Source organism: Bradyrhizobium sp. BR13661 (genome assembly GCF_029892425.1).
GTDB lineage: Bacteria > Pseudomonadota > Alphaproteobacteria > Rhizobiales > Xanthobacteraceae > Bradyrhizobium.
In genome coordinates this window covers 85,297-106,072 of the sequence record NZ_JARXWB010000007.1, presented here as the reverse complement: position 1 = coordinate 106,072, position 20,776 = coordinate 85,297, and the positions used below count along the sequence as shown (strand labels likewise).

Genomic DNA, 20,776 nt, shown 5'->3' with positions numbered 1-20,776 from the left:
CATCGCACGCGCGTCGCGATCCTGCTATCATTGCGCACCATGACTTCGCGCGACTCCGCCTCGTCTGAAATCACGCCAGCCGTTCTGCTGCGCGCCTATGCCTGCGGCATCTTTCCGATGGCCGAGAGCGCCGACGACCCGACCCTGTTCTGGGTCGAGCCGGAAATGCGCGGCGTGATCCCGCTCGATGGTTTTCGTGTCGCCTCGCGCCTTGCGCGCACCGTGCGCTCGGATGCGTTTCGCGTCACCGTCAACACCGCGTTCAAGGCGACCATCGCGGGCTGCGCGGCGCCGCAGGCCGGGCGCGAGGACACCTGGATCAACAAGCGCATCCGCGACCTCTATGGCGGGCTCTACGACCTCGGCCATTGTCACAGCGTCGAGGCCTGGCAGGGCGATGACCTCGTCGGCGGTCTGTATGGCGTGAGCCTGGGGCGCGCTTTCTTCGGCGAGAGCATGTTTCACACCGCGCGCGATGCCTCCAAGGTCGCGCTGGTGCATCTGGTCGCGCGTCTCATCCATGGCGGCTTCGAGCTGCTCGACACCCAATATGTCACCGAGCACCTGAAGAGCTTTGGTGCGGCCGAGATCTCGCGGCGGCGCTACACCAGCCTGCTCGACAAGGCGCTCGCCGGCGAGCCCGGTGATTTCCTGCGGCTGTCCTCAGGCGATGCGATCCCGGGCGCGCGCGCGCTCGAGATCATCGCCTCTCGGCAATAAATCAGCCTTATCGGCTACCGAACCCGGGGGATTTGGCCTAGCGGCCAAACCCCGGGATACCGAACAGACCCGGCCGCTGCTCCGGCGGCGGAGGTGGCGGCGGCGGAGCCGGCTGCTGCGGCAGAGGCGGCGGCGGACGCTGCTGCACGGCCTGCTTGGGTGCGGCCTTCTTCTGTGCCGGAGGCGGCGGTGGCGGTGTGGCCGGCTTGGTCGCGGGATCAGGCGCCGCGGTCGCAATCGTCTGCTGCGGCTCTTTGCAGTCGGTCAGCCAGATATCGTAGATCGGGTGCTCGACGCCGTGCAGGCCAGGGCTTGCCGCATACATCCAACCGGAGAAGATCCGCTTTACCTCGCCCTGCAAGGTGATCTCGTCGACCTCGACGAAGGCGTCGGTGTTGGCCGCTTCCGTCGCGGGCCGCGTATAGCAGGCATCGGTCTTCACGCGCAGCGCACCGAACTGCACGGTCTCGCCGATTTCCTCGTCGAAATTGATGATGCGGCCCGTGATCTTGTCGAGGCCCGAGAAGGTCGCCTTCTTGTTCACGATCTTCTGGGCCGGCGGCTCGCTGACGACCTCGTCGCCCGGCTGGAGGCTGGCGGGGGCCTGCGGCACGGCGCCCTGCTGCGTCCCGCCTTTCTGTTGCGGCTGGCGCTGTCCGGGGGCACCGGGAGCAGCACCCGGCTGAGCGGGCGCGCCGGGCGGAGCAACGGCAACGGCGGGCGGCTGCGGAGCAACGGGAGAGCCCGGCGGCGGTGCCAGCGGCTGGGTCTCGACCGGTCCCGGCATGGCATTGCCCTGGCGCGGCATCGGGCGCGACGGCAGCACACGGCCCTGCGGCGGCAGCTCGGGCACCTCTTCGTCATCGTCAGGGGTCGGCTGCGGTTGCGGCTGCCCGCCACGGGGGATGGTCCCGGGCGGCCGCAGCGGCGGCGGATCGGAGAAGATCGTGCCGATCTGCGCCTGCGCAGGCGTCGCAACCGTCAGCGCGGTAGCGGCAAGCAGCGCCGCAAGGCCCGTCAGGGTAAAGGTTTTGAACATCTCGCGCGGCTTCAACAGCGAATCGGGCTTGTTGGACATTCTATAGGGGATACCGCCGCTCGCAGGCCATCCGGTTAACACGGCGAATACGGCGGGGAAAGGGCGGCATCCCTGCCCTGCCCGCCGCCCGCTGGCCAGACCGGCCCACGGATGGGATAGTTGGGAGGCTTCTCCCCGGGGCCGAAGCGGGCATCCCCCGAAAATCACGTCCAACGACAACCAGAACCTCAAGGGTCCCTCCCCCATGCCCGTCGTGCTCGATCCCGATGCCGCCGCCGTTTACAAGGCCTTCCAGGAGGCCGGCCGCCCCGCCTACGAGACACTGACCGCCGCGGAAGCGCGCGCCTACTACCTCCAGGCCCGCTTCGTCTCCAATCCCGAGCCGCCGGAACTTGCGCGCGTCGCGCCGCTGTCGATCCCGGCACCGCACGGGGCGATCCCCGCACGCATCTACGTGCCGAAGCAGTCGCACCTTAAGGACGGGCTGGCGCCTGCGCTGGTGTTCTTCCATGGCGGCGGCTGGGTGATCGGCGATCTCGACAGCCACGACGTCGTCTGCCGGCAACTGGCCGTCGCGGGCGCACTGATCGTCATCGCGATCGACTACCGGCTCGCGCCCGAGCACAAATTCCCCGCCGCCACTGACGATGCGATCGCCGCCACCAAATGGATCGCCGCGCACGCGCGCGAGCTCGGCATCGACGCCGCGCGACTCTCGATCGGCGGTGACAGCGCCGGCGGCAATCTCGCGGCCGTCGTTGCACTGGCGGCGCGCGATGGCGACGGCCCCGAGATCGCGGGCCAGGTGCTGATCTATCCCGCCGTCGATTTCGCCATGATGCATGGCTCGCACAGCGAGCCCGAGACCAGCGTGCTGCTGACGCATTCGGTGATCCGCTGGTTCCGCGACCACTATCTCAACGGCACCGCCGACATTCACGACTGGCGCGCCTCACCGGCACGCGCCGAAAGCCTCGCAGGCCTGCCGCCGGCCTATGTGCTCACGGCCGGCGCCGATCCCCTGCGCGACGAGGGCGACGACTATGCCGCGCGCCTGAAGCAGGCCGGCGTTGGTGTGACCTACCGGCACTTCCCCGGTCAGTTCCATGGCTTCTTCACCATGGGCAAATTGCTGCAACAGGCCAATGTCGCCGTGAGCGAAATCGGCGCTTGGCTCAAGGCACTGGGCTGACAACGCCATCCGAACGATGTCTGCGCTTCGAACGATCCTCGCCGTTCCCCTCCGCGGCCTGACCTGGCTCGGCGGCCAGGGCACGCGTGCGGTGGCCTCCGTCGTGTTCATTGCGATGGCAGTGCCGCCGCTCGGCATGTTGCTGCGGCCCTACATCACGGAGGCGATCCTCTGCCTGCTCTGCATCTCGTTCATGCGGGTCGATCTGGTGGCGCTATCAGGCCATCTGCGCCGGCCGGGGCTGGTGGCGACCGCGACGGCCTGGACCACGATCGGCGTGCCTGTCATCGTTGGCCTGGTCACACATGCAACGGGACTCGTCGAGCGCGCACCCGGCCTGTCGCTCGCCCTGATGCTGCAGAGCATGGCCTCGCCGATGATGGCGGCCCCAGCGCTCGCGGCGCTGATGGGGCTTGATTCCACGCTCGTGCTGGTGACGCTGGTGACGGCAACCGCGATCGTGCCCTTCACGGCGTCGCTGTTTGCGAGCCTCTTTCTCGGCAGCATGCTGAGCATCTCGCCGCTCACGCTCGGACTGAAGCTGCTCGGCATCCTGGCAACTTCGCTGCTTGCCGCGACCCTCATCCGCTGGCTGTTCGGTGCCGAGGCAATCCAGCGCCACAAGCAGCCGATCGACGGCCTCAACATCATCATCCTGCTGATCTTCGCGTCCGCAATCATGGGCGACGTGGCGCACGATCTCGTCGTCCAGCCGATCGTCACGATCAGCATCGCGGCGCTCGCCTTCGTGGTCTATTTCGCGCTGCTCGCCATCACGACCCTGCTGTTCCGCCGCATCGGCACCGAGCGCGCGCTGGCGGTTGGTCTGATGGTGTCCCAGCGCAATCTCGGCCTCATGCTCGCTGCGACCGCCGGCGCGCTGCCACCCACCACATGGCTCTATTTCGCGATGACCCAGTTTCCGATCCACCTTGCGCCCTACATGCTGATGCCGATCGCGCGGCGGCTGACGGCGCGTGAGAAACGTCACAGTTGACCGCCGCCTTAGCTGGCACACTGACTGACGGCGCAACCGACCGATAACGGGTGCAAACATGCGATGGCCTTACGGGTACCCGACGCGCGCTGACGTTCTGGGCGTCCTGTTCGCCCTGGTGCTGGTGTGCCTCTGCGCATTTGTTTACGTCCAATATCCCCTCTTCCGTCAGCCCTCCGGATTTGGTCCCGACTGGACTTGCCAATCCATGCCCAAGGGCGATCCGGTCTGCATCAAGAAGCCGGGTCGCTGAACACGCGCTCAAAGCATCGACCAGCCTTGATGTGCATCAAACGGTCGGCTATCGAAGCGGCTAGTGATTGAGGCCTTCCTCACTGGCCAGCGTCGGAGCAAGACATGGTGCGACTTGCTATTAAATTTTTGATCATCGCTGGTCTTGGCGCCGGTCTTGGTGCCACGGCTCACGCCGAAGACGCCGACGTCGGCAAGGGAGAATTCCAGTCTTCGTGCGCGAGCTGTCATGGCACGGATGCGAGGGGCAAAGGACCGGTCAGCAGCCAGCTCAAGGTGCCGCCTCCCGATCTCACGGTCCTGGCCAAGAACAACAACGGCGAATTTCCCACAAGCGCTGTCTATGGAATCATAGAGGGATCGAAAACAATTCCCGCTCACGGCAATCGTGAAATGCCGATCTGGGGCGAACGTTTCAACCCCATCGTCAACCTGCCGCACTATGTCGACCCGTCTTATTGGAAGCTGGCCGGACCGGATCAAAGCCCTGAGGTCGTCGTGAAAAAGCGCATCCTCTCTGTGATCGATTATCTCAGTCGTATCCAGCAAAAGTAAAAGCCGTCTCGCTCTGACTGCCTGGATGGAGCATTTACCGTCACGCGTCTTGTTGCTCGCACTTGGGTTCAATTCCCGCTGACCGGCGGATCAAGTTCGGGGAATGATGCCTTCAGGCGAGGCCCAGCGAAATCCAGAAAGGCACGGAGCTTCAACGGCATCAGCGTTTGAGCGCCGTAGACAATATGCACCGGTAGCAGCTGCGGCTCGAACGGACGCAGGATCAGACGAAGCGCGCCGGCAGCGACAGCCTCGGCAACCTGGTACGACAGCACGTGAGTGATGCCGGCGGATGCGATTGCAGCAGTAATCGCGGCGTCCGCCGTATTCACGGAAAACCGCGGACGGATCGGCAGGATCTTCGCCTGTTTCCCGCGCCCGAAATTCCACAGATTGTTCGAATATACGCCTTCAAACATGATGCAATCGTGCTGTTCGAGCGCCGCTGGCGTTTCCGGCGTGCCCCTCGACGCGAGATATTCCGGACTCGCGCAGGTGACCCAGCCAACCTCTCCAATTCGGGTCGCGATCATGCTGCTGTCCGGGAGCAACCCGATTCGAATAGCGGCGTCGACTTGGTCATCGACCAGATTGACGAAGCGATCGGCTAAGACCAATCGCGCGTTGATATCGGGATATGCCTTGAGAAAGTCGAGCAGAACCGGTTCGACATGAATGCGACCAAACACGACCGGCGCAGTAATCGTGAGATGACCGCGTGGCGCACGATATTCGCCCGAGGCGACACGCTCGATGTCATCGATGTCGTCCAAAATCCGCCGACTGGCTGCAACATAGGCGAGACCCGCTTCGGTCAGCGCGAGCTTGCGGCTGGTCCGGACCACCAGCTGCGTGCGCAATCGCACTTCGAGCTCCGAGATTTTTCGGCTGACCGTCGCCAGAGGCATGCCCAGCGCCCGCGAAGCCGCCGAAAGACTGCCGCCATCTACTGCGGCGACCAAGGCCGCCATTGCATCGAGTCTATCCATAGATGTTTCCAAATTTGGAATGTTGCTTCCAACAAATAGCGTCTATTCCCAAAAATGGAAGGAACTAGGTTCCTGGCACTGTCCATGTCCCTTTTGAAAGCCAAGGAACCTCACGATGTCCCGCATTCCAACGCCAGCCACGATCGCTGAAGCCCCCGAAAAGTCCCGCCCCTTGCTGGAAGCCGTAAACAGCCAAGTCGGCTTCGTGCCCAACATGTTTCGCCTGATCTCGACAAGCCCGCAGGCGCTGGAGGGCTACCTCGGTCTTTCCGGCGCAATCGGCAAAGGGGCACTGCCGGCCGCGACCCGCGAGCGTATCGCGCTCGCTGTCGCCGAGGTGAATGGCTGCAGCTATTGCCTGTCGGCACATACTCATTTCGGCAGGAATGCCGCTCATCTCGATGACGCCGAGATAACCGCAAACCGCAGCGGGAGATCGAACGATCCGAAGGCCGACGCTGCGGTCAGCTTTGCCGCAAAGGTGGCGCGCGCTCGCGGCCATGTCGCGGAAGCGGATCTCTCGGCGGTGAGGCTTGCCGGCTACACCGATGCACAGGTGATCGAGATCGTGCTCCACGTCGCCCTGAACACCTGGACCAACTACGTCAACGAAGTGTTCAAGACCGACATCGACTTTCCCGTCGTCGAGGCTCGGGCGGCCTGACCGCACTGCCGCCGATCGAACAGGCCGGGTGTCGGCGGCGTGACCGACACCCTTTCCCCTTCAGACACACAAAAAAGAGACCATGACAATGCGTTTCAGCCCTCTCGCCGCGCTCGTCGCCGCGATCATCTCCTCCACCGGCCCGGTTGCGATCATCGCGCCGGCGCACGGGCAAACACCGGCCGCCACGACCACCACGGTCGCCGCAACCCAGGTCAGATACGGAACGATGCAAGTCGACGGCCTCAACATCGCCTATCGCGAGGCCGGCGACCCCAGCAATCCGAAGCTCGTGTTGCTGCACGGATGGCCATCGTCATCGCATCAATACCGCGATCTCATCGTTGCACTGGCTCCCCGGTTTCACGTCGTTGCTCCCGATTATCAGGGGTTCGGCAACAGCGACCGGCCGGATCCCGCGACCTATCACTATTCGTTCGAAGCGATTTCCGTGACGATGGAGAGGTTTCTCGCCGCCAAAGGTTTCGACCATTACGGCCTCTTCATGCAGGACTATGGCGGGCCGGTCGGCTTCCGCGTCATCGGACGCAATCCGAGCGCTCTCGATTGGCTGATCATCCAGAACACCAATGCCTATGAAAGCGGATTCACCCCGGCCTGGGACGCATTCCGCAAGGCGCTATGGGTCAATCGATCTGCCGAAACCGAAGCTCCGCTCGCGGCGTTCAACACTCACGATGGCATCAAGGGCGTCTATCTCGCGGGCGCAGCTCACCCCGAACTGATCAGCCAGGATGCCTGGGAATCGGACGATGGATTCATGCGCAAGCCAAACGGCCTGCGGCTGAACCTCGACCTGTTCTACGACTACCGGACCAACGTAGAACTCTATCCGAAATGGCAGAAATTCCTGCGCGATCGCCAGCCCAAGACAGTGATTTTCTGGGGCGAGCGTGATCCGTTCTTCACCCCGGAAGGCGGCGAGGCCTATCTGAAGGACTTGCCCAAGGCGGAAATGCACCGGCTGAATGCCGGTCATTTCGCAACCGAAGACAATCTGCCTTACATCTCCGAGCACATCATTTCGTTCTACGACAAGAATGTGAGGTCGAAGAAGTAGCTGCGCTGCGCCAACACCGCGCGGGCGACGGTCGCCAGCGAAGCTGATGGCGACCGTCGCGCTTTTTCAACGAACGCAAGCCAGACGACTATCCCGGACCAGGCGTCTGGGGCTGTTGACGCGCGCTACCCCGCCCGTGCCGCGCGCCGCAGCGCCTGCGGCGGCTGGCCAAAAGCGCGGATGAAGGCGCGGCGCATGCGCTCGGGGTCACCGAAACCTGTCGCTTCGGCCACGCGCTCGATCGCCTCGCGCGAGGACTGCACGCGCTCGCGGGCGGCCTCGATCCGCAACCGCTCGATCGCCTTGGACGGCGTCGTGCCGGTCTCCGCGGCAAAGGCCCGCGCGAAATGCCGCGCGCTCATGCCGGCGCGATCGGCGAGGTTTTCCACCGTCAGCGGCGCGTCGAGATTTTCCCGCGCCCACGACAACAGCCCGCCGAAGCGGCCGTTCGGCGTCTTCAATTCCAGCAGCGACGAGAATTGCGACTGGCCGCCACTGCGGCGATGGTAGAGCACGAGTTGGCGCGCGGTCGCCTGCGCGACCTCCTCGCCGTGATCGTCGGTGATCATCGCGAGCGCGAGGTCGATGCCGGCACTGATGCCCGCCGAGGTCCAGACATTGCCGTCGCGGGTGAAGATCTGGTCCGGCTCGAACTTGACCCTGGGATAGCGCGCGACGAAATCGCGCGTCCGGCCCCAATGCGTGGTGGCGCGGCGGCCGTCGAGCAGGCCGGCTTCGGCGAGAACATAGGCGCCCGAGCAGACGCTGGCGATCCGCACGCCGCGCTTCGCCAGCCGCTGCACGAAGGCGATCGTCGTCTTGCAGCGCGCCGCCACTCCCACGCCCTCGCCGCCCGCCACCACCAGCGTCGTGATCGCCCGCGCCGACTTGAAATCCTGCGCCATCATCTCGACGCCCGACGAAGAGCGCACCGGCCCGGCGTTCAGCGCCAGCACGCGGATCGCCGACGGCTTGCCAGCATAGCGTCCGCCGACTTCAAAGGCCGAAATCGGGCCGGCTGCATCGAGCAGCTGGAAATCCGGGAAGATCAGGATGCCGATCATGGTCATGTCCGAAAGAGAGGGAATTACGCCATTTTGGACAACAAGGCATCATGCCAGATTGGCCCCGTCAAGCACTTCATTGGAGACTCTCATGTCCGCACCGCTTCAGATCGGTCTTCTGGTGTTTCCGCGCGTCACCCAGCTCGACTTCACCGGGCCGCTGCAGGTGTTTTCGTCCGTCCCCGGCGCGACTATGCACCTGATCTGGAAGACGCTTGATCCGGTGCCGAGCGATTCCGTGCTGATGCTGACGCCAACGGTGACCTTCGCCGATTGTCCGCAGCTCGATGTGATCTGCATTCCCGGCGGTTTCGGCACCGATGCCCTCCTCAACGACGAGGAGACCCTCGACTTCGTGCGCAGGCAGGCTGCGGGCGCCAAGTTCGTCACGTCGGTCTGCACGGGATCGCTGGTGCTGGGCGCGGCCGGGCTTCTCAAGGGCTACAATGCCGCGACCCATTGGAGTGCGATGGAGATGCTGGCGCTGTTCGGCGCGACGCCGACGAAAACGCGCGTCTGCGTCGATCGAAACCGCGTCACGGGCGGCGGCGTCACCGCGGGAATCGATTTTGCCTTGACGCTAGTCTCGCTGCTGGTCGACCGCACCACTGCGGAAGCCATCCAGCTTCGCCTCGAATACAATCCCGCACCGCCCTTCAATGCCGGCTCGCCTGAGACGGCGCCGGCCGAGGTGCTCGCGCTGATGAAGGAGCGCGTCGCGCCATTCCAGGCGCGGCGCCTGGACGCCGCCAGACGCGCAGCCGAGCGGGTGATGTAAACGCGGCTCTCGTGTCCCGGACGCGGTGCAGCGTGCAACGCTGCTCCGCGGAGCCGAGACACGAGATACCCCCAAAAGAAAGAAAAAGGCCGCTCGGTTTCCCGAGCGGCCTTTCCTGTCTCACGGCGGCGCACATTCTCATCGGGCGATGTCGGAGCTTCCAGACCGGGGGCCTATCTCCCGATCGAGTCCTTCCTCGGCGGCCGCTGCATCTCGGGACAGTCGCGAACTGTTGCCCGAACCGAACGCGATGGTCTCCCATCTCCGTAAGATGGTTCATTGAGCCGCATCGCTCGATCAGGCGCAACGCCGACGCCAACAGCATCCCCGCTGATCCCGCTGTCCACAGCGAGATCATCAGGATGCGTGTGCATCCAATCCGGTAGTGAGGTGATGAAGAGAGCTGGGGCTAGCCAGGTGTCCAGGGCTGGTAGTCGCCGGTCGCCTTGGGGCGCTTGCCGCTGCCAAGTGTCGAGCCGGGCGGACGATAGGCCTTGGCCGTACCCGTTGGATTCGGCTGGTGCGGCTTCTGCCATTCACGCGGCTGGTAGTTCTCCTCGGTCGGCGGCACGTCGACGACGTGATGCATCCAGCCATGCCAGCCTGTCGGGATGCGGCTCGCTTCCGCATAGCCGTTATAGATCACCCAACGTCGCTCGAACCCGAGCGTCGGGTCGATCTTGCCGCCGCGGGTGCGGTAGTAGCGGTTGCCCTGCTCGTCCTCACCGACCAGCTCTCCGAACCTGGAGGTCCAGAGTTGCGTGCCAAAGGTCTGGCCGTTCCACCAGGTGAAGAGCTTGAGGAAGAATTGTTTCATGCGGCATGGGCCCTGCTTCGTGGGGTCCTGATGCCATCCGGACGGCCAAATGTCCAGTTCGGCCGCCGCGGCCGTGCCCCGGCCCAAACGCGGTGACACCCCTCGGCCGCCGCGGAACGGGCGCGATCCATTCATGCCGGGTACAGGCGCGCCATGGAAATCTGCACCTCATGCGCAAACCGGCGTGATCCCAGGAACTGTAACCCTTTCAAGGGATTTGCTTCCGGGAAAGGAGTTTGAACATGAAAAGTCTGAGAGCTTTGAGTGCGGCCGCAGCGCTGGCACTGGTTCTTCCGATCGCGACCCCGAGCTTCGCCCAGGGCCACGGTGGCCACGGCGGCGGAGGCGGTGCTCACTTCGGCGGTGGCGGCGGCGGCGTTCACTTCGGTGGTGGGCGTACCCACATGGGCGGCGGCAGCTTTGGCGGCGGCCCCCGGTTTGGCGGTGGCGGCGGTAATTTCGCAGCCAGCGCGGCAGTGCGCCCGAGCGGCGGACCCGCCTTTGGCGGCGGTGGCCGCAACTTCGCAGCAGCCGGCGGCCACTGGAATGGCGGCGGCGGCAACTGGCACGGCGGCGGCTGGCATCATCGCGGCGGCGGCTTCTGGCCCGGCGTCGCAGCAGGTGCCGCGATCGGCGCGATCGGCTCGTCCTACGCCTATTACGGCGGCGGCCCGTACTATGGCGATTCCTACTATGCCGACGACAGCTACTATGATGACGGTCCGACCGTCGCCGTCGTACCCGACAGTGGCGACGCGTCGGCCTATTGCGCCCAGCGCTACCAGTCCTACGACCCGGCGTCCGGCACCTATCTCGGCTATGATGGCCTGCGCCATCCCTGCCCCTGAGGCGGCCTGAATTATTCGAGAGCGGCGCCGGATCTCGGCGCCGCTCTTGTTTTGCCGGTGCAGGCGCCTGAACAGTCTTCACCGACCGCGCAGATTCGTCTCAACCTTTCATTGAAATCCGACGAAATTCACCTGCAGCCCGGGCTGCCGACATCAGGAACGCGCAGAGGCGCTATGCATTGCGCCGTGCATATCTATTTCGGTCCAATCCAAATTGACCCGGCGCACGATTCGCCTATATCACCAGTCGCTGTGGGGACTTCGATCTACTGGGAAATGTCATGCCGCGTATCCTCGTGGTAGATGACGATCCGATGGTCGGCGCGACCATCGAGGTCCTCCTTCTACGTCAGGGCTTCGACGTCACGCTGACTGACGGCGGCGAAACGGGGCTTGCTGCGCTGGAAGCGCAGACGTTTGACGTGATGCTGGTTGATATCTTCATGCCGCATATGCGCGGCTTCGAATCCATCCGCATCTTTCACGAGCGCGCCCCTGCGATCCCGTTGATCGCCATGTCGGGCTACGCCTTTGCCTCTTCCGCCTCGCCTTCTCCGGACTTCCTGCGCATGGCGCTGGAACTCGGTGCGACACGCTGCCTGCGCAAACCTTTCACGCCCGAGGCGCTCCTGACCGCGGTCCGGGAATCCCTCAGCGAGAGCGCACCGCCGAAGGACCAGAAAGAAGCACCTTGATCCCTTCGCAGCGTGTCATTCTCGGTGCTGGACTTGCAATCCTCCTGCTCATCACCGCCGCCTCGATCGGCCTGGACGTCAAGTCGCGGTCGGATGCGGCCTGGGTCAACCACACCGTCGAGGTGCTGAGAAAGATCTCGGATCTGCGCGCGCTGATCCGCCGCGCCGAAAGCGCCGCGCGCGGTTACGAGATCTACCGGAGCTCGAGCTTCAACGACGAATTCCAGGCGGCGCATGCCCAGATCGCGCCCGCCCTCGCCGACCTCAAGCGCGGCTTGCGCGACAATCCCGATCAGATCGCGCTGCTCGAGGCCACTGGGCCGCTGGTGCTGCGCCGGGTCGACATCGCCGCCGAGGCGATGCGCCTGCGCGCGGCGAACGATGCGGCGGGGATTGCCGCACTCAATGGCAAGGCCGAAGGCCGCGGCCTGATGGACACGGTGATGAGCGCTCTCGACCGCCTGAGTTCAGGGGAGGAACGGCTGCTTAGCGTGCGATCGCAGGATTCACGCCGCACCAGCATCGTCCTCCTCGGCATCGACGTGATCGGCGCAATGGTGATCCTGTTGCTGGTCGTGATGATGATGCGCGAGAGCCAGCGCACCACCGTGCAGCTTCAGAGCTCGCTGCACGAGACGCAAGCCGCAAAGGAGGCGCTCGAAGCCGCCGTGGCCGAACGCACCGAGCACCTCGTCACCGCCCATGACGAGCTGCGCCTGTCGGTCAACGTGCTGCAGAGCACGTTCCGCAGCATGGCGGAGGCCGTGCTGGTGATCGACAAGGAGGGCACCGTGCTGCTGTCCAATCCGGCGGCCGAGCGGATGCTGCTGCATCGCACCGGCATGAGCCTTGGCAATCTGCGCACGCTGTCCGACGTACTCCATGGCGACGGCGTCACACCGCTCAAGTCCGATGAGCTGCCGTCGGTGCGCGTGCTGCGCGGCGAGGAGTTCGAAGATCTCGAGATGATCGTGCGCCCGTACAGCGGCAACGGCGCGCGCCATCTGATGATCAGCGGCCGGCCGATGCGCGACGGGCAAGGCAACATCTCCGGCGCGGTGCTGGTCTATCACGACGCCACCGCCTCGCGCGACACCGAGCGGCAATTGTATCAGTCGCAGAAGCTCGACTCGATCGGCAAGCTGACCGGCGGTGTCGCGCACGACTTCAACAACATGCTGACCGTGATCTCGGGCAATACCGAGACTTTGGTGGCGGGCCTGAAGGGGCAGCCCGAGCTGCAGCGCACCGCGCGCCTGATCGACGATGCCGCCGCGCGCTGCGCCGAGCTGATCCAGCACCTCTTGGCCTTCGCGCGCAAGCAGCCGCTGCAGCCGCGCGACGTCGACATCAACAGCGCCATCTCCGATATCGCCAAGCTGTTGCGCCCCACGCTCGGCGAGCAGATCCAGATCGAGACCGTGCTGGAACAGGGGCCGATGACCTCGCACATCGATCCGTCGCGCCTCACCAACGCGGTGCTCAACATGGCGATCAATGCCCGCGACGCCATGCCCAACGGCGGCAAGCTGCTGCTCGAGACCCATCACGTCGTGCTGGACGAAGCCTATGCGCAGGCCAATGCCGACGTCCGGCCCGGTCCCTACGTCATGCTCGCGGTCAGCGACACCGGCACCGGCATGCCGCAGGGCGTGCAGGAGAAGGCGTTCGAGCCGTTCTTCACCACCAAGGAGTTGGGCAAGGGCTCGGGCCTCGGCCTCTCCATGGTCTACGGCTTCGTCAAGCAGTCCGGCGGCCACATCAAGATCTACAGCGAGGAAGGCCACGGCACCACGATCAAGCTCTATCTGCCGCCGGGCCAGGGCACGACGGAAACGACCGCCTCGCTCGCGCCACAGGCCGAAGGCGGCGCCGAGACGATCTTTGTCGTCGAGGACGACAATCTGGTGCGCACCTTCGTCACCGCGCAGCTGCAGAGCCTCGGCTACAAGACCGTCGCCGCCGCCGACGGCAAGGCGGCGCTGCAGCTGATCGACACCGGCCAGGCCTTCGACCTGCTCTTCACCGACGTCGTCATCCCCGGCGGCATGAGCGGGCGCGAGCTCGCCGACGAAGTGGCCAAACGCCGGCCGGGTGTGAGAGTGCTCTACACCTCCGGCTACACCGACAACGCCATCGTCCACCACGGCAAGCTCGACGACGGCGTGCTGCTGCTGACCAAACCCTATCGTCGCAACCAGCTGGCGGACATGATCCGCAAGGCGCTGAATGGCGGCGCGATGGCAGCCGGCTAGTCTAGCGCGTCGCCAGCACGACCGCCGCCAGCGTGAAGACCAGCCCGGCGATCTGCCCTGCCCCGAGCGGCTCGTGCAGCGCGAGCGCGGACGCCACCACGCCGATCACAGGCACCGCCATCGTCCCGATCGCGGCGACCGAGGCCGGCAGGCGGGCGAGTGCCGCGAACCAGCTGACATAGGCGATGCAGAACTGCACCACGGTCGAATAGACCAGCAGCCACCAGCCAACCGGCGTCACCTTGTCCAGATGCGAGGTCTCGACCAGGAGGCCGACGATCGAGATCGGCAGGCAGCCGATGCCGATCTGCCAGGCCGCGGCCGTGATCGGCGGCAGATGGATCGGGTACTTCTTTGAGAACACCGTGCCGATTGCAAAGCCGAGCGCGCCTGATAGCGCCATGATGATCCCCGGCAGCTTCTCGGCGCTGGCGGCAATGCCGTTGCCGCCCATGATCGAGGCGAGCCCGGCAAAGGCCATCACCAGCCCGAGCGTGCGCAGCACCGTCGGCCGCTCCCCGAGCACCGGCCAGGCGATCAGCGAGGCCCAGACCGGCATGGTGTAGGCGATCAGCGCGGCTTCACTGGCCGGCAGCCAGAGCAGCGCCAGCCCCATCAGCACCATCCAGCCGGTGACGTTGAGCATGGCCGCCGTCATCAGCCGCGGCCAGATGGCGGACGCCACCTTCAGGCTGTCGCCGCGCACCAGCGCGAGTGCCGCCAGCAGCACGGCGCCGAGCACGCCGGTGACGCCGCGGAGCGTCAGCGGCGGCAGCTCGCCGATCAAAAATTTCGTCACCGGCCAATTGAAGCCCCAGCCGATCGAGGTGATCGCAAGGAACATCAGGCCGGCCGGGGCGATGCGTGGCCGCAGCCCCGGTCTGGTCGAATCAAGCATGTGGGTAGTCCGGCAAGTCAGAGCCTCAGCTTGGCCCGGATTCGGCCCCCGCGTCACCACCCCGGCGGGCATGCCTGCCCTCAGCTTCCGTACCACTACGTGAGTCCCGCTGACGCAATCCCGTTGCCCAAAAATATACCTGCCCTGTGAACAGCGGGATGAAGGGTCCGTAGGGTCACGGGATGCAAATTTTTTCGGTTGGGAATCCCTGAGGACTCACTGATACTTGGGCACACAATAGGTGAGGCCTTGCCCCCTGTTATCCCCCGCAATCCACCATATTTAGTATTTGATTCAGGAACTCGCACTAGTTCTTGACGGGCGCAACGGAGAGTCCTAGCTTTCGGTCCGTTCGGCGCGAGTGAGTTTGCGTCCCGCCGGCACTCCCCCAAAGGGTCCGCAGAACTGCACTCCGCCAAGCCAGACGAAGGCAGCGGGACGAGGGCTCGTCTGCCCTGTCGACGGGGACTTTTCGGGCGCCAGAACGGGCCGGCAACAGGCTCGGAAGGCATAGGTAGACGTAGCGGCGTTGTGGGGCGTTTGAACGCATGTCGGGCTCATCCCCTTGGGGGCGGACGGACCTGGACATGCCGGCGGATGAGAGGTGCACGCACCCGACATCCCCGGGAGAAACTGGGCCGGAAACCACCGGCTGAACTGCGGTGCCTTTGGGCCGATAAGGCCTGGGTGGAAACGCGAAACGAAATAGCGACCCGGATGCCTCCAACGAGAGGCCGATCCGGTCAAAGATAAGGACGGGGCAAGACCATGCGGATTGAGCGGCGCCACACCACTTCGGGACAGTCACCTTATGCGGGAATCGAATTCCGGCTGACCACGTCGGAGATCAGGAATCCCGACGGCTCGGTCGTGTTTAAAATGGACGGCGTCGAGGTCCCGACCGCATGGTCGCAGGTCGCCTCCGACGTGCTCGCCCAGAAATACTTCCGCAAAGCCGGCGTCGCCGCGCGCCTGAAGAAGGTCGAGGAGGAATCCGTCCCCTCGTTCCTGTGGCGCTCCGTGCCCGACACCGATGCCCTTGCCGCCCTGCCCGAGAAAGAGCGCTTCGTCAGCGAGCTCTCGGCCAAGCAGGTGTTCGACCGCCTCGCCGGCTGCTGGACCTATTGGGGCTGGAAGGGCAAGTACTTCTCGTCCGACGAGGACGCGCAGACCTTCTACGACGAGCTCCGCTACATGCTCGCCATGCAGATGGTCGCGCCGAACTCGCCGCAATGGTTCAACACCGGCCTGCACTGGGCCTATGGCATCGACGGCCCCGGCCAGGGCCACTATTACGTCGACCCCTTCACCGGCAAGCTGACCAAGTCCAAGTCGGCCTATGAGCATCCGCAGCCGCACGCCTGCTTCATCCAGGGCGTCGGTGACGACCTCGTCAACGAAGGCGGCATCATGGACCTCTGGGTCCGCGAAGCCCGCCTGTTCAAATACGGCTCCGGCACCGGCTCCAACTTCTCGCGCCTGCGCGGCGAAGGCGAGAAGCTGTCGGGCGGCGGCCGCTCGTCCGGCCTGATGAGCTTCCTCAAGATCGGCGACCGCGCAGCGGGCGCGATCAAGTCGGGCGGCACCACGCGCCGCGCCGCCAAGATGGTCGTCGTCGACGTCGATCACCCCGACATCGAGACCTATATCGACTGGAAGGTGAAGGAGGAGCAGAAGGTTGCCGCCCTCGTCACCGGCTCCAAGATCAACCAGAAGCACCTCAAGGCGGTGCTGAAGGCCTGCGTGAACTGCGAAGGTTCGGGCGACGATTGTTTTGACCCGGAGAAGAACCCTGCCCTGCGCCGGGAAATCAAGCTGGCTCGCCGCTCGCTGGTGCCCGATAACTACATCAAGCGCGTCATCCAGTTTGCGAAGCAAGGCTACAAGGACATCCAGTTCGACGTCTATGACACCGACTGGGATTCGGAAGCCTATCTCACCGTGTCCGGCCAGAACTCCAACAACTCGGTCTCGCTGAAGGACGACTTCCTGCGCGCCGTCGAAACCGATGGCGACTGGAACCTGAACGCCCGCACCTCGAAGAAGGTGACGAAGACGCTGAGGGCGCGCGACCTCTGGGAAAAGATCGGCTACGCCGCCTGGGCGTCGGCCGACCCGGGCCTGCACTTCAACACTACCATGAACGACTGGCACACCTGCAAGGCGTCCGGCGACATCCGCGCGTCGAACCCGTGCTCGGAATACATGTTCCTGGACGACACCGCCTGTAACCTGGCGTCCGCGAACCTGCTGACCTTCTACAACACCGAGACCAAGCAGTTCGACGTCGCCGGTTACGAGCACCTCTGCCAGCTCTGGACCATCGTGCTCGAAATCTCCGTGATGATGGCGCAGTTCCCCTCGCGCGCGATCGCCGAGCTCTCCTACGAGTTCCGCACGCTCGGCCTCGGCTACGCCAATATCGGCGGCCTGCTGATGACCATGGGTCTCTCTTATGACTCGAAGGAAGGCCGCGCGCTCTGCGGCGCGCTGACCGCCGTCATGACCGGCATCACCTACAAGACTTCGGCCGAGATGGCGGCTGAACTGGGCACCTTCCCCGGCTACAAGAAGAACGCCGCGCACATGCTGCGCGTCATCCGCAACCACCGCCGCGCCGCACATGGTGAGGCCTCAGGCTACGAGGCGCTCTCCGTCAACCCGGTGCCGCTCGACCACGCCTCGTGCCCGCAGGCAGACATCGTCACCCATGCGAAGGCTGCCTGGGATGCGGCGATCGAGCTCGGCGAAAAGCACGGCTATCGCAACGCCCAGACCACGGTGATCGCGCCGACCGGCACGATCGGCCTGGTGATGGACTGCGACACCACCGGCATCGAGCCCGACTTCGCTCTGGTGAAATTCAAGAAGCTCGCCGGCGGCGGCTACTTCAAGATCATCAACCGTGCGGTCCCCGCGGCGCTGCGCGCGCTCGGCTATCGCGAAGCTGATATCGCGGAGATCGAAGCCTACGCCGTCGGCCATGGCTCGCTGTCCAACGCGCCCGGCATCAACGCCTCGACCCTGAAGGCCAAAGGCTTTACCGATGAAGCCATCGCCAAGGTCGAGAAGGCCCTGCCGACCGCCTTCGACATCAAGTTCGCCTTCAACAAGTGGACCTTTGGTGAAGACTTCATTCGCGACCAGCTGGGCATCGGTGCTGAAGCCATTGCGGCTCCGGGCTTCGACCTCCTCCAGGCCGTCGGCTTCACCAAGCGCGAGATCGAGGCGGCCAACGTCCACATCTGCGGCGCGATGACGGTGGAAGGTGCTCCGCATCTGAAGGCCGAGCACTATTCGGTGTTCGACTGCGCCAATCCCTGCGGCAAGATCGGCAAGCGCTATTTGTCGGTCGAGAGCCACATCCGCATGATGGCGGCAGCTCAGCCCTTCATCTCGGGTGCGATCTCCAAGACCATCAACATGCCGAACGACGCGACGGTCGAGGACTGCAAGTCCGCCTACATGCTGTCGTGGAAGCTGGCGCTGAAGGCCAACGCGCTCTATCGCGACGGCTCCAAGCTCAGCCAGCCGCTCAACTCGCAGCTCATCAGCGATGACGAGGACGAGGACGATGCGGTCGAGACGCTCTACGAGAAGCCGATGGCGGCGCGCGCTGCCCAGGTCTCGGAGAAGATCGTCGAGAAGCTGGTCGAACGCATCGTCGTGATGCGCGAGCGCGAGAAGATGCCGGATCGTCGCAAGGGCTACACCCAGAAGGCGGTCGTCGGCGGACATAAAGTCTATCTCCGCACCGGCGAATATGACGACGGCCGTCTCGGCGAGATCTTCATCGACATGCACAAGGAAGGCGCGGCGCTGCGCTCCTTCATCAACAATTTTGCGATCGCGGTCTCCCTCGGTCTGCAATACGGCGTGCCGCTCGACGAATATGTCGACGCCTTCACCTTCACCCGCTTCGAGCCGGCGGGCCCCGTGCAGGGCAACGACAGCATCAAATACGCGACCTCGATCCTCGACTACGTCTTCCGCGAGCTCGCGGTGAGCTACATGTCGCGCTTCGATCTCGCCCATGTCGATCCGACCGAGTCGAACTTCGACGCGCTCGGCAAGGGCGTCGAGGAAGGCAAGGAGCCTGACGAGACCCAGCACGCGACCAAGCTGGTCTCGCGCGGCCTCACCCGCTCCCGCACCGACAACCTCGTCGTGATGCGCGGCGGCTCGGCCGCGGTCGTCTCCGGCAGCGACAACGCGCCATCAGGCGGCAGCAAGGTCACCTCGCTCGCCTCGCACGGCGCGAGCGCCCGGGTCGGCGACGTCCTGGAAGGCGCGGTCGCGCTGAAGCAGGAAGTCGCCCACGACCTCTCCCCCACGGAGAAGCTGGAAGCGCTCCAGTGGAGCAAGGCCGGCAGCGCCGCAACGGTCGCGGCCCCCAGCAAGGCCGAGCGCCGCGCGGAAGCCAAGGCCAAAGGCTACGAAGGCGAGATGTGCAGCGAGTGCGGCAATTTTACACTCGTGCGGAATGGTACGTGCATGAAGTGCGATACTTGCGGAAGTACAACCGGGTGCAGTTGATTATGCCGACTGACGAGATCGAGGCGGTGAGGTCTAAATAACACCTCCCCGATTTCGTTATGCCGAACCGAAGTCCGCTTCGTTCGGCGAAGTCGCCGACCCGGCGCTGAAAGCGCCGGGTCCTCAAAACAAGGTTCGCGGCGGGCTTCGGCTCCGCCGCGAAATGGCTCAATGAACGAATCGTGAATCAACTTGCGGGACGTACGGTGAAGAGTTCGGTTGCAGAATCCCCCGAGGAAGCGCCTCCGGCCGCGAAGGCCAAGCGCAAGCAGATCCCCGTTCGGATCCAGAACATCGTGTGGGGCCGCGCGGCCGGCCGCTGCCAGTACGCGGGCTGCAACGGTCTCCTCGTCGGCGACGAGATCTCGGGCGCCGCCAACGCGAATAAGGCCTACATCGGGCACATCGTGGCCGACTCGCCGGAAGGACCGCGCGGACATCCCGTTCGCTCCTTCCAGCTGGCCCACGATCCCGACAACCTTATGCTGGTCTGCGACGTCCATCACCGCGTGTTCGACCGCGAGATGGTCGACGAGCATCCTGAGGACGTGCTCGTCGACATGAAACGCCGACACGAAGCCCGCATCCGGACTGTCACCGGCATCGACGAGAATCTCGGCAGCCACGTCATCCGCTACGCGGCGAAGATCGGAGCGAACGAGTCCCCGGTCGAGAAGGGCGCCGTCAAGTGGTCCATGATCCCGGACCGCTACCCGCTCGACGACGGATGGATCGACCTCGACCTCGTCACCCTCGAACTCCGCGACGACGATCCCGCCTACTGGCCGACCCACGTGAGAAACCTGCGGACCGTGTTCGCCGAAAAGGTTCGCGGCCGGATGGAAAGGCAGGAGATCAAGCGGCTCGCCGTGTTCGGCCTGGCGCCGATCCCTCTTCTTTTCGAACTCGGGCGCCTGATCTCTGACATCGCGACCGCCGACGTCCGCCAATTGCTGCGCGACCCGAAGGGCTGGAAGTGGGATGTGGGGGCGACGCCGGCGCGGTACGAACTCCACCGCCCGGAACGAACGATGGGTGCGGTCGCGCTCAAGCTTGAGATCAGCGCTCCCGTCGCCGACGAGCGCGTCGCGAACGTGCTCGGGCCCGAAGCCGCGGTCTGGTCGATCGCGGCCGAGGGCGCGAACAACGATATCGTTCGTCGCCCCGAAGACATCGCCGCCTTCGCCAAGCTGTTCCGCAAGACGCTCGACGACGTCAAGCTCGCGCACGGCGAGACCGTCACGGTCCACGTCTTCCCTGCCGTGCCCGTGTCCATCGCCGTCGAGGCGGGCCGGTCCTGGCAACCGAAGGCCCATCCATCGCTGAAGATTTACGACCAGAATTGGAAGTTGGGCGGCTTCGCCCTCGCCCACCACCTCGAACACGCCGACTGATC

At 64.8% G+C, this 20,776-nt stretch carries 17 protein-coding genes; 12 read left to right on the top strand and 5 right to left on the bottom strand.

Translation table 11 applies throughout. The features are described from left to right. The first annotated feature begins 39 nt into the window (after positions 1-39). Positions 40-720: a leucyl/phenylalanyl-tRNA--protein transferase gene (aat, locus tag M2427_RS13980; RefSeq protein ID WP_280706925.1), complete on the top strand. Its 681-nt coding sequence runs from the start codon at positions 40-42 to the stop codon at positions 718-720. A 37-nt stretch (positions 721-757) separates the two neighbouring features. On the opposite strand, the gene M2427_RS13975 is transcribed toward aat, so the two are convergent. Then, the gene (locus tag M2427_RS13975; RefSeq protein ID WP_280706924.1) at positions 758-1,798 is read right to left on the bottom strand and encodes a DUF2155 domain-containing protein; all 1,041 of its coding nucleotides are present in this window, start codon (positions 1,796-1,798) and stop codon (positions 758-760) included. Positions 1,799-2,003: 205 nt separating this feature from the next. On the opposite strand from M2427_RS13975, the gene M2427_RS13970 reads away from it, so the two are divergent. From M2427_RS13970 to M2427_RS13960, 3 genes are all read left to right on the top strand, one after another. Then, on the top strand, positions 2,004-2,951 hold the full coding sequence (locus tag M2427_RS13970; RefSeq protein WP_280706923.1) for an alpha/beta hydrolase: 948 nt from the start codon (positions 2,004-2,006) through the stop codon (positions 2,949-2,951). A gap of 16 nt (positions 2,952-2,967) precedes the next feature. Further along, complete coding sequence (locus M2427_RS13965) at positions 2,968-3,948, top strand: Na+-dependent transporter (protein ID WP_280706922.1); 981 nt, start codon at positions 2,968-2,970, stop codon at positions 3,946-3,948. Positions 3,949-4,305: 357 nt separating this feature from the next. Further along, positions 4,306-4,755 (top strand): c-type cytochrome, encoded by a 450-nt coding sequence (locus M2427_RS13960; RefSeq protein WP_280706920.1) that lies wholly within the window; start codon positions 4,306-4,308, stop codon positions 4,753-4,755. 68 nt (positions 4,756-4,823) lie between these two features. Here M2427_RS13960 and M2427_RS13955 read toward each other — a convergent pair whose 3' ends face one another. Then, the gene (locus tag M2427_RS13955; protein WP_280706919.1) at positions 4,824-5,744 is read right to left on the bottom strand and encodes a LysR family transcriptional regulator; all 921 of its coding nucleotides are present in this window, start codon (positions 5,742-5,744) and stop codon (positions 4,824-4,826) included. A gap of 115 nt (positions 5,745-5,859) precedes the next feature. Here M2427_RS13955 and M2427_RS13950 point away from each other — a divergent pair, with 115 nt between their 5' ends. Together M2427_RS13950 and M2427_RS13945 are read left to right on the top strand one after the other, a co-directional pair. Beyond that, on the top strand, positions 5,860-6,408 hold the full coding sequence (locus M2427_RS13950; protein WP_280706918.1) for a peroxidase-related enzyme: 549 nt from the start codon (positions 5,860-5,862) through the stop codon (positions 6,406-6,408). 88 nt (positions 6,409-6,496) lie between these two features. Beyond that, a complete protein-coding gene (locus M2427_RS13945) occupies positions 6,497-7,489 on the top strand; it encodes an alpha/beta hydrolase (RefSeq protein ID WP_280706917.1) in 993 nt (330 codons plus the stop codon). A 125-nt stretch (positions 7,490-7,614) separates the two neighbouring features. On the opposite strand, the gene M2427_RS13940 is transcribed toward M2427_RS13945, so the two are convergent. Continuing rightward, a complete protein-coding gene (locus M2427_RS13940; RefSeq protein ID WP_280706916.1) occupies positions 7,615-8,553 on the bottom strand; it encodes a GlxA family transcriptional regulator in 939 nt (312 codons plus the stop codon). A 91-nt stretch (positions 8,554-8,644) separates the two neighbouring features. On the opposite strand from M2427_RS13940, the gene M2427_RS13935 reads away from it, so the two are divergent. Beyond that, complete coding sequence (locus M2427_RS13935; protein WP_280706915.1) at positions 8,645-9,331, top strand: DJ-1/PfpI family protein; 687 nt, start codon at positions 8,645-8,647, stop codon at positions 9,329-9,331. Between the two features lie 409 nt (positions 9,332-9,740). On the opposite strand, the gene M2427_RS13930 is transcribed toward M2427_RS13935, so the two are convergent. Further along, entirely contained in the window at positions 9,741-10,148 is a 408-nt protein-coding gene (locus M2427_RS13930; protein WP_280706913.1) for an NADH:ubiquinone oxidoreductase subunit NDUFA12, read from the bottom strand. Positions 10,149-10,390: 242 nt separating this feature from the next. Here M2427_RS13930 and M2427_RS13925 point away from each other — a divergent pair, with 242 nt between their 5' ends. The 3 genes from M2427_RS13925 to M2427_RS13915 all read left to right on the top strand — a co-directional run bounded on the left by M2427_RS13925 (position 10,391) and on the right by M2427_RS13915 (position 13,946). Next, positions 10,391-10,996 carry a BA14K family protein gene (locus M2427_RS13925; protein ID WP_280706912.1) on the top strand — a complete coding sequence of 202 codons (606 nt, stop codon included), beginning with the start codon at positions 10,391-10,393 and terminating at the stop codon, positions 10,994-10,996. 281 nt (positions 10,997-11,277) lie between these two features. Continuing rightward, positions 11,278-11,691 (top strand): response regulator, encoded by a 414-nt coding sequence (locus M2427_RS13920; protein ID WP_280706911.1) that lies wholly within the window; start codon positions 11,278-11,280, stop codon positions 11,689-11,691. Further along, positions 11,688-13,946, top strand: coding sequence for a CHASE3 domain-containing protein (locus tag M2427_RS13915; protein ID WP_280706910.1), 2,259 nt, complete (start codon positions 11,688-11,690; stop codon positions 13,944-13,946). Before M2427_RS13920 ends, M2427_RS13915 begins: the two co-directional genes overlap by 4 nt. Before the next feature lies 1 nt (position 13,947). Here M2427_RS13915 and M2427_RS13910 read toward each other — a convergent pair whose 3' ends face one another. After that, a complete protein-coding gene (locus tag M2427_RS13910; protein ID WP_280706909.1) occupies positions 13,948-14,844 on the bottom strand; it encodes a DMT family transporter in 897 nt (298 codons plus the stop codon). A gap of 768 nt (positions 14,845-15,612) precedes the next feature. Between M2427_RS13910 and M2427_RS13905 the strand changes: the two genes are divergently transcribed. Next, positions 15,613-19,380, top strand: a complete 3,768-nt coding sequence (locus tag M2427_RS13905; RefSeq protein ID WP_280706908.1) for a vitamin B12-dependent ribonucleotide reductase — start codon at positions 15,613-15,615, stop codon at positions 19,378-19,380. A 296-nt stretch (positions 19,381-19,676) separates the two neighbouring features. Continuing rightward, positions 19,677-20,774, top strand: a complete 1,098-nt coding sequence (locus M2427_RS13900; protein ID WP_280706907.1) for an SAVED domain-containing protein — start codon at positions 19,677-19,679, stop codon at positions 20,772-20,774. The last annotated feature ends 2 nt before the right edge of the window (positions 20,775-20,776 follow it).